Here is an 8,651-nt window from a genome sequence, read left to right as displayed (position 1 = left end):
GGCCGTTTCCCAGAAATCTCTTTTGATCGCGCTTTGCTTGATCCTCTCAGCCACGGAATTTCCGGAGCCAATATAGGTGCGGGTTGCACCGGCTTTTTCGGGATCAGGACCCGATAGGATATAGATACCGGTCCGATCAACTTCTTCACGAGTGGTCAGGTCGCCGAAAGCTGAAGCGCCGCTTACAAAAAGCAAACCTGTCCAACCATGGATTGTCGCTTTTCGCAGCCCAGTTGGCTTTCCGTCGACGAGAAAAAGCTGGATTGTTCGGCCGAATGAACCCTCTGCTTGCACGATTTTTCCCCTGAAAACATTATTCTAATAATTTCTTGTACAGCACACTTTAACCACGAAATTACATGATTGTCGTCCCGTCGGGACGGCTTTTGAAAACGGACTGCACCGGAGCTCAACGGGCTGTTGGCCCGCTCACCCCGATCCAGACATCATTCTTTTTGTTTGGTCCGCCCAACATCCCTGACCGTGGCGGTCAACCTTAGTCCATCCCCAAAATCAGCCACCAATTTCCCCTGTCTCACAGGCGAGCCATTCCTCGCGAGGCAAATTGGCGTCTGATTTTGGCGCAGACATTTTCTTCGCAAATGTGGCCGATTGACAGCCCCGTTCAGGGCCGTGGGTCGGGCTTTGCCCTCTCCCACTCTGTTCCGCCGAATACATGCGTATTCGGTCAGATCAGGTGGCCGAGGCGCAGCCCATCGGCGGTAGGGGGCGCGAAGCCTCACCCGCGTCACTTTGATCGAGGAGGCCACAAATGGCACCGAAGTTTGATGTTTATGCCCATGTCACCGACACTATTATTGCAGAGATCGAGGCGGGCACGCCGCCATGGCGCAAGCCGTGGACCGGGAGTGCGTCCGGCATTGCCCTGCCGACACGGCACAACGGCGAGGAGTATCGCGGGATTAACATCCTGATGCTCTGGGTCATGGCGGCCAAGCATGGTTATGTGTCCAGCCGCTGGATGACCTACAAGCAGGCCCAAGAGCTGGGCGGCCAAGTCCGCAAAGGCGAAACGTCGTCGACCGTGGTCAAATACGGGACGTTCACCCGAGAAAACGAACTGGGCATTGAGGAAGAACTGCCCTATGCGCGCGCTTACCGCGTCTTCAACGCGGATCAGATCGAAGGTTTGCCGGAGGATTACTACATCCGGCCCGAGGCCCCGCGCGATCTTGGCACTGAGGCCGATCCCGAGCTTGAGGCGTTTTTTGCTCGCACGGGTGCGGAGATCGTGACCACCGATGAGCCGCGAGCCTATTACAGCCCGGCCAAGGATCACATCCATATGCCGCCCGTGGCGACCTTCCTTAGTGCGAAAGGGTATTTCGCGACCCTTGCCCATGAATCAATCCACTGGACCGGTAGCAAAAAGCGGCTTGAGCGGATCACGAAATTTGCGAACCGCGAGGCCTATGCCTTTGAAGAGCTGGTGGCGGAAATCGGCGCTTGTTTCCTTGGGGCTCAGATTGGTGTCGCGCCGGAATTCGACCAAAGCGCCGCCTATGTTGAAGGGTGGTTGAAAGCGCTCAAAGAGGACAAACGGGCGATTTTTCGTGCGGCGTCCGAGGCGCAGAAAGCTGCCGACTTTGTTTTGAACGCTGCAGGTCAAAGCAAGGAGGTGGCAGCATGACCCCTGATTTTCACAGTGATGATTTTGTGACCGCGCGACTGGAAGACACCGTGAGTTTGGGAAGCGCCGCCCGTGAGGCCCGCGCCACGCTTTACGCGGTGTTGAACCGGCTGGAGTTGAACGATCTCGACGGCGAGGAGCAGCCCTATATTGACGATTGTCTTGGGGCGCTCGCAATCCTTGAGGAGGCGTTGCGATGACCTTGGAAGAGATCAAAAAAGCAGTGGACGCGGGCAACCGCGTTCATTGGGTCAACAGCGGGTATGTGGTGACACGTGACGGCCTCGGGCAATACCTCATCACCTTCACCCGGAATGGGTCAGCTATCGGCTTGACCAGTCGGGATGGCACTCGCCTGAACGGCGAGCCTGACGAATTTTTCATTAGGGAAAGTGCAGAGGTTCAACATGAAGTATTCTGACATCAGGCAGGCGGCCCGAGAGGGCCGCGCCAGCGTGCATCTTCACGGGTTCTGCAATCTGCCTGATGGCGGGCAGGAGTATTGTGATGATCCAGAACTGATTGATGGCTGGGCAATCTATGTCCGAGTTGAGACCCCGGACGACCCGCAACAGCCCTTTGATCTGCAAGAGCTGCCCGATCATCAAACCTATGCCAGCGCTGAAGGCGCGGCCCGCGCAATAGCGCTGCAATTGCTTGGCGATGCTGAGGCATGGAACCACGATTAGTGGTGCCATGCCTAGCGCATGTGGCCGGGCTTTGCCCGGCGGTCGCAGCCTATGGCTGCTCCAAACGGAATACAGGCAGTTGATGCAATATTATAATATTGAATCAATTATGTCGAAATGCCATAACAGAGCTGCCTGTATGATGTTGGCAAGAAATAGGGGTGATTACTTCACATGGGCCGACCGCGCGCACCACGGCACAAGCGACTGACGCAGAACCAGCGTTTTGCCATCGTGCGCAAGCGTGCCGAAGGAGTGCCAATCGAGGATCTGGCCCATGAATTCGGCGTCACGACCCGCAGCATCTTCTACACGCTGAAGGCCGATCAAAGCCGAAAGCTCGACGCGCGCGTGCGCTCTGAGCTGGTGAATGTCCGGCTGACGCCTAAGGAGTTGGCGAGCTTTGATGCGGTGCTGACGCGGCATGATATCGCCAGCCGGGCGGAGGGGCTGCGGCGGCTGGTCCAAGCGTCGAACGATCTCTTCGTCCCCGACGATGAGCTGGCTAATCAGATGCAGGGGCTCTCGGCCTCGCTCAATCGCACCGGCAACAACATCAACCAGATCGCGCAACGCCTGAACGAGGCAAAGCGCCAGGGAAAGACGCCGCCCTATGGCAATTCTGCCCAAGCTCAAGTCCGCGCCTTGGCCGGGCTGATCTTCGACATCGCTGACCAAGTCCAAGACATGGCGCAGCGCCGCCGCAGCGCGCTGTCCGGCGAGGTTGCTCGCGTACTGGGAGGCTTTGCCGATGGCCCGGAATAGCGCCGTTGCCGCCGCGCAGGAGGCCTTCTTCGATCGCGACTGGAGCCGCATTCGCGGCAGCGTGCCGCGTGCCCATGCCAAGCAAATGGCGCGCGCCGCCATGGGCCATTCACCCGCGATTTTCAAAGCCATTCGCGGCGGCGGCACACACAACAAAGCGCAGCTGCGCAACCAGCTGGAATACCTAACCACCAAGTCGAGCTTCATCATCGACAGCCGTGGCACCTATGACGGCCAAAGCGTTCTGTCAGCCAAAGAAATCGAGCAGGTCACACGCCGGTTTTCTGCGCAGTGGAATGAGGGGTTCCACCCCAAGCTGGGGCACACCTCCCATCTCTTGATGGCTTTCCCGATTGGCACGCGCGGCGAGGATGTTGCCGAGATCACGCGTGAGATTTGCGAGCGGTTCTTTCAGGGCGAAGGCAGCCACTTCGACTACATCGCGGCCGTGCACGAAGACCGGGACCACCCGCACGCGCATATCGTTTTGAACCGGCGCAGCAAGGATGGCGAGTTCTTTTTTCTGAAGGAAGGCCACCACTTCAACTATGACGGTTTTCGCGAGGCCATGGTCGAGGTGTCGGATCGCTATGGGCTGCGCCTTGAAGCGACCCGAAAGCTCGAGCGTGGGATCACGACGAAGAGGCCAAGCGATGTTGACCAGCGTCGCGCAGAAGCCACGGGGCAGAAGCTGACCGCGCGTGACCGCGTGGGGCCGGAGCTCGACCGCGCTTTGGCTGAGGTGGCGCAGAACGCGCGGCTTTTTCGCGGCCTGGCTGCCGAGGCCTCGCGCGAGAACCAGCATGACATTGCAGCTGCCTTGGACAAGGCCGCGACTCTCTTGGCGCAGGGCAAACCGATTGAAGCAGATGGAAAGGTATATGGCATGGCCGAAGAACAGCATTCCTTTGATGAGGCCGTGGATGCCTTTCACGACAAGATCAACCAAGCCGAACGCATTGTTGCTGAGGCACCGGTCGATCGGCGCACGGCGCTCGAGCATGAGCTGAACGACATCTATCGTTCACTGTCACATCTCAGCCCCATGGGAGCGCAGTCCCACACCTTGCTTGAGGATGCGTCCAAGAGTGGGATTTATTCTGCCGCGAATATAAGGGCCGAGGCCCAAGGCGCTTTGCAGGATCCAGCTCTTTCCGAACGTCTTCAGCAGGCTTTAAAAGGCACCGGAATTGACGCGCAAGAGGTGACGCGCCGCGTTGAAATCGGCGCGGGCAATGCCGCGCTGGAACGGCAATGGCTTGGGCAGGATTTGAAGGCAATTGCCGAGAAGGACGGCTTTGACTTGTCACGCGCCGATGAGTTGGAGAAAGCGATCGACCGCCTTGACCAGGTGCACAGTGATCTGGGCCGTATGTTGGCCGATGCTGAAGTTCTCAAGGACAGTGGAGCGGTGGAGGCCGACCGGGAGGAAGCCATCATCGACGGGTTGCCGCCAACCACCTCTGACATCCTGAGCCGTTTGAGAGATGATCCAACCGCAGATCCATTCCGAAACGATCTGGAGCGCGAGACTTTGAGGGCCGAACTGGAGGGTCTGGCCGGTGAAGAAAATACCCTGGACTTGGCAATTGGCGATGAGACCGCGCTGGAGGAACATATCGAAGACCGCCTGGACCGGCTCTATGCGGCCAAAGCCTATCTGCAGAGCGATGCCGCTCTGGCGAACAGTGTGGCGATGGAGCATGTCCTAGACGAGATCGCCAATGAAGAAATAGACCTCCAACGCGAGCGGCATGTCGATAGCGATGGCGAAAAGGGTGTGACGCATGGGTAAGACGCGGATCGCACTCGGCGTCATGAGCTTTGCATTTCTCGGCGCGGTGCTGGGGTATGTTCTAGCGTCAGCCTTTCTGACCTTCCGCTGGTTCGGGGTTGGGGCGGATATCGACTTCCTGATGCTGGCGCGCGGTTACGGGGATCTTCGAACGACCCATCCGAGCGATATGCAGATCATTCACTTGATTGTCGGGATCAGCACCGGTGTCGGTGTTTTGCTCAGCGCCGTCTTGATGAACGATGCGCTGACCAAATTTGGGGAAACCCATTGGCAGCAAATGTCCGAGATGAAGCGAAACGGTTTCTTCGGCAAGCCTGGCCACGGCTTTGTCCTCGGCAAAATGGGAAAGCCCAAGAGCCGCAAACCCTTTGTCATGTCCAAGGTTTTTCCCCATGCTTTGATCGTGGCCCCGACCGGACGCGGGAAGACCACGGGTTTCGTCATTCCGAACCTTCTGACTTACCAGGGCAGTGCCGTGGTGCTGGATGTGAAGGGCGAGAATTTCGAGGCGACGGCGCGCCACAGGGCAGCGCAGGGCGACAAGGTGTTCCGGTTCGCGCCAACAGATTGGAAGGATGGCCGCTCGCACCGGTACAATCCTTTGCTGCGCATATCGGCGCTCGAAAACGTCGACCGCCAGCAGATGGAGCTGCAGCTCCTGGCCTCGCTGTTTCTGCAAGCGGATAACGACCGGGTTCAAGGGCTCCTCGATGGCGGTATTGATCTATTCGTGGCGGCGGGACTTTTGGCGTTCGAGCGCAAACGGCCGACACTGGGCGAGATTTACCGCATCACCGCATCAGGCGGGGACAAGCAAAAGGAATATCGCCGCCGCGCCGACGAAGTGGTCAACCCGGCTGCCAAGCTGATCTTCATGCGAATGGCCTCGACCAACAACGACACGCTGACCTCTTACCTGTCGCTCTTGATGACATCTGGTCTCAAGCAGTGGTCGAACCCTGCGATCGATAGGGCAACCGCAACGTCTGACTTCGATTTTCGCGACATCCGAAAAACGCCGTTTTCGGTTTACCTCGTGGTCGAGCCGCTGATGGCGAAACCCCTGGCTCCGCTGATCCGTCTGTTCTTCTCGGACTTGCTGGCATCGCTGCAGGACCATGAACCTGGCAAGGACGAGCCTTGGCCGGTGATGATCATGCTCGATGAGTTCAATCGGCTGGGCAAAATGCCAATCGTTCTGGACAGCATCGAAACCCTTCGATCCTACCGGGCTAATCTGGCGATCGTCACCCAGACCATCCCGGCGCTAGATGAAATCTACGGCGAAAATTCCCGCCGCGCCTTGCAGGGTAACGCGGGCATCAAGCTCTATCTGACCCCCTCAGATGAAAAGACCATCGAAGAGCTCAGCAAAGCCGTCGGCAAAACCACCAAACGCGTTGTGACCCGTTCGCGCTCGGTCGGCCGCAACCCATTCGCGGGGCGCAGTATGTCTGAACGGACGGAAGAGACGCCTTTGTTACCTGAGGATGAAGCCCGTCGCATGGATCTTGATGACATTGTTCTGGTGGTCGACGCGCAAATGCCCGTGCGCGCCAAGCGGATCAAATACTATGAGGATCGGTTCTTTAAGCAGATCTTCGACAAGCAAACCGGCGATCTGCCATATCCGTCAGCTGGTGACCAGATGCGCGGGCTGCAAGGGCAGATCAAGGCACTGGAAGCGAAGATTGGAGCGCTTGAGATGCCGAGGGCGGTTTCAAATGAGGGCTCTGACGATGGAGGGAAGCGGCGCGAAGAGATTGAAGAATTGGCGTCCGGCAATCAAAATGCACAGTCAGGTGATCAGGCCAGTTTGGGCGACTATCAGGCAGGAACTGAAAGGGTGGAAAGGTTTATGGAAGAGGCTGCTCGGGGATGAGGGGGCAGGCAAACTTTTCTGCGCTGAGATCTAAGATACTCGTTTGAACAAATCGTCTTCTCGGTCGCGGCAAAAAAGTTCGCCTACAGTGAACTTTTTCCCTTGAAAGCTGACGCCCCCGTTCCCACATACCTAATGTGTAACAACGGAAGAAGTTCCTCATACCCAGCTTGGACTTGTTCAAGCGCGGAGGGTTTTTCCCCTCTACCACTTCTACCGCAGACGGCCTGGAGGCCCCCGGAGGGGGACGAGGGGACGGCGGCGGGCGAAGCAGACGCGATAGCAAGGACAGCTATCGCGTCTAGGCAACGGGTTTAGTCGTCGGTTTCCGTTTTCTGTTGGGTGAGGACCCTTGGTTAGTGGCATCCGCTGTGGATGTTGCGCCGGGGCCAACAGAAAGGAGGAGCAATATGGCTCTCTCTGAAGATACACACCGACGGCGGCGGCGACGTCGGTTTTGGAGGAAACTCCGGAACCCTCGCACCGTGATGGTCATCCTTAGGGTGGCTATCTTCATCTACCGGCTTATCCGGTGGTTGATGGCGATTTTCGGATCGCCCGGCTAATCGCCGCCCGCCTAATGTCTAAGCGGGAAAGGCAAACGGGATGAAACTATGATACATGAAGCACTAAGGTTGATCCGAGTGTTCCATGACTTGAAACAGGTCGAACTGGCGGAAAAACTCGGCGTCTCGAAGTCCCATATTTCGGAGATCGAAAAGGGTAACAAATCCCCCTCGCTCGATCTGATCCAGAGATATGCGACAGAGTTCAAAATTCCGGTTTCTTCTATCATGTTCTTTGCGGAAGAGCTGCCTAACGCCAAGTCTGGCGACAAAATCCGTTCAAAAATTGCAGGCAAGGTCATCGACATTCTGCGTTTCGTTGAAAGGAAAGCAGATGCCGAAGACGCAGCCTAGAGAGGGTTACCAACTCAAGGATAGCCCGTTTTTCCGCCTCAGAAGCCGGAAGCAACTGGCCAAGCTTCTAAGAGTGTCCGCCGATACCTTGGATGAGATCAGCCACCGCAATGACCTCTACGTCCGCCGCTGGAAGCACAAGAAGCTAAAGGATGATGAAAAAGGCGCGTGGCTGAAACACCCTCCAACGCCGGAACAGGCGGAGAACTACCGCCCTATCGGCATTCCCGACCCGAAGCTTAAAGCGATGCAAGGCCGCATTGGTGATCTTCTGGGGCGTGTCAAAGCCCCAGAGTTCCTTTTCAGCCCTGTAAAAGGACGCTCATACGTCGAAAACGCAGCGCACCACAAAGAGGCCAAGGCGTTCTGGCTACTGGACGTCGCGGACTACTTCCCAAGTTGTTCAGCCAACAACGTCGCCCGATTTTTCCATCGGGAGCTTGAATGCTCTCGGGACGTAACCGCCGTTTTGGTTCACGTCGTAACTCTGGGTGGATGCCTGCCCCAAGGCTCTCCTTGTAGCCCGATCCTAGCCTACTACAGCAACAGCCATATTTGGCTTGCCGTCGAAAAGATGGTGAGGGCGAAAGGGTGTAAACTAAGCCTCTATGCAGACGATATAACGATTTCTGGCGACGTAGTGCCTAAAGCGCTGATCTGGGAGATCAAAAAGCTCATCTTCAGCAACGGGCTTCGATTGAAGGACGCGAAGGAAGTGAGTTTGATCAATGCTCCCGCCGATATAACAGGAGTTATTGTAAAGGATGGAGCTACCCATCTACCGAACCGTCAACTAAAACGGCTTGCCGAATTGAAGCAACAACGCGCGTTGATTAGAAATCCAAAGGTCCGGGAGCGAATCGAAAATCAAATCGCAGGGCGCATTTCTCAACGGAAACAAGTGGAAAACCCGAAGTTCTGACGGGCTCACAGCTAACCTTTGTTT

The 8,651-nt window shown here is 56.9% G+C and carries 10 protein-coding genes; 9 read left to right on the top strand and 1 reads right to left on the bottom strand.

From position 1 onward, the window contains the following. Positions 1–294, bottom strand: a 294-nt coding sequence (locus tag ACYBHZ_RS13285) for a GIY-YIG nuclease family protein (RefSeq protein ID WP_460274761.1), incomplete at its 3' end; no start/stop codon positions are given. Between the two features lie 478 nt (positions 295–772). Here ACYBHZ_RS13285 and ACYBHZ_RS13280 point away from each other — a divergent pair. The 9 genes from ACYBHZ_RS13280 to ACYBHZ_RS13240 all read left to right on the top strand — a co-directional run bounded on the left by ACYBHZ_RS13280 (position 773) and on the right by ACYBHZ_RS13240 (position 8,627). Beyond that, positions 773–1,651 (top strand): ArdC family protein, encoded by an 879-nt coding sequence (locus ACYBHZ_RS13280; RefSeq protein WP_460274760.1) that lies wholly within the window; start codon positions 773–775, stop codon positions 1,649–1,651. Continuing rightward, positions 1,648–1,851, top strand: a complete 204-nt coding sequence (locus ACYBHZ_RS13275) for a hypothetical protein (protein WP_460274759.1) — start codon at positions 1,648–1,650, stop codon at positions 1,849–1,851. Before ACYBHZ_RS13280 ends, ACYBHZ_RS13275 begins: the two co-directional genes overlap by 4 nt. Then, positions 1,848–2,072, top strand: a complete 225-nt coding sequence (locus ACYBHZ_RS13270; RefSeq protein ID WP_460274758.1) for a hypothetical protein — start codon at positions 1,848–1,850, stop codon at positions 2,070–2,072. Before ACYBHZ_RS13275 ends, ACYBHZ_RS13270 begins: the two co-directional genes overlap by 4 nt. Further along, a complete protein-coding gene (locus ACYBHZ_RS13265) occupies positions 2,059–2,340 on the top strand; it encodes a hypothetical protein (protein WP_460274757.1) in 282 nt (93 codons plus the stop codon). Before ACYBHZ_RS13270 ends, ACYBHZ_RS13265 begins: the two co-directional genes overlap by 14 nt. Before the next feature lie 174 nt (positions 2,341–2,514). Then, complete coding sequence (locus ACYBHZ_RS13260; RefSeq protein ID WP_460274756.1) at positions 2,515–3,105, top strand: hypothetical protein; 591 nt, start codon at positions 2,515–2,517, stop codon at positions 3,103–3,105. Further along, a complete protein-coding gene (locus tag ACYBHZ_RS13255) occupies positions 3,092–4,900 on the top strand; it encodes a relaxase/mobilization nuclease domain-containing protein (RefSeq protein ID WP_460274755.1) in 1,809 nt (602 codons plus the stop codon). Before ACYBHZ_RS13260 ends, ACYBHZ_RS13255 begins: the two co-directional genes overlap by 14 nt. Beyond that, complete coding sequence (locus ACYBHZ_RS13250; protein ID WP_460274754.1) at positions 4,893–6,785, top strand: type IV secretory system conjugative DNA transfer family protein; 1,893 nt, start codon at positions 4,893–4,895, stop codon at positions 6,783–6,785. Before ACYBHZ_RS13255 ends, ACYBHZ_RS13250 begins: the two co-directional genes overlap by 8 nt. 614 nt (positions 6,786–7,399) lie before the next feature. Beyond that, positions 7,400–7,705: a helix-turn-helix transcriptional regulator gene (locus ACYBHZ_RS13245; protein ID WP_058239044.1), complete on the top strand. Its 306-nt coding sequence runs from the start codon at positions 7,400–7,402 to the stop codon at positions 7,703–7,705. After that, complete coding sequence (locus ACYBHZ_RS13240) at positions 7,686–8,627, top strand: reverse transcriptase family protein (protein WP_460274753.1); 942 nt, start codon at positions 7,686–7,688, stop codon at positions 8,625–8,627. The genes ACYBHZ_RS13245 and ACYBHZ_RS13240 overlap by 20 nt, the downstream gene beginning before the upstream one ends. Positions 8,628–8,651: the final 24 nt, after the last annotated feature.

Source organism: Celeribacter sp. ULVN23_4 (assembly GCF_054788345.1).
Note: the sequence above shows the minus strand (reverse complement) of the source record. Positions and strands in the feature narration are given on the sequence as shown.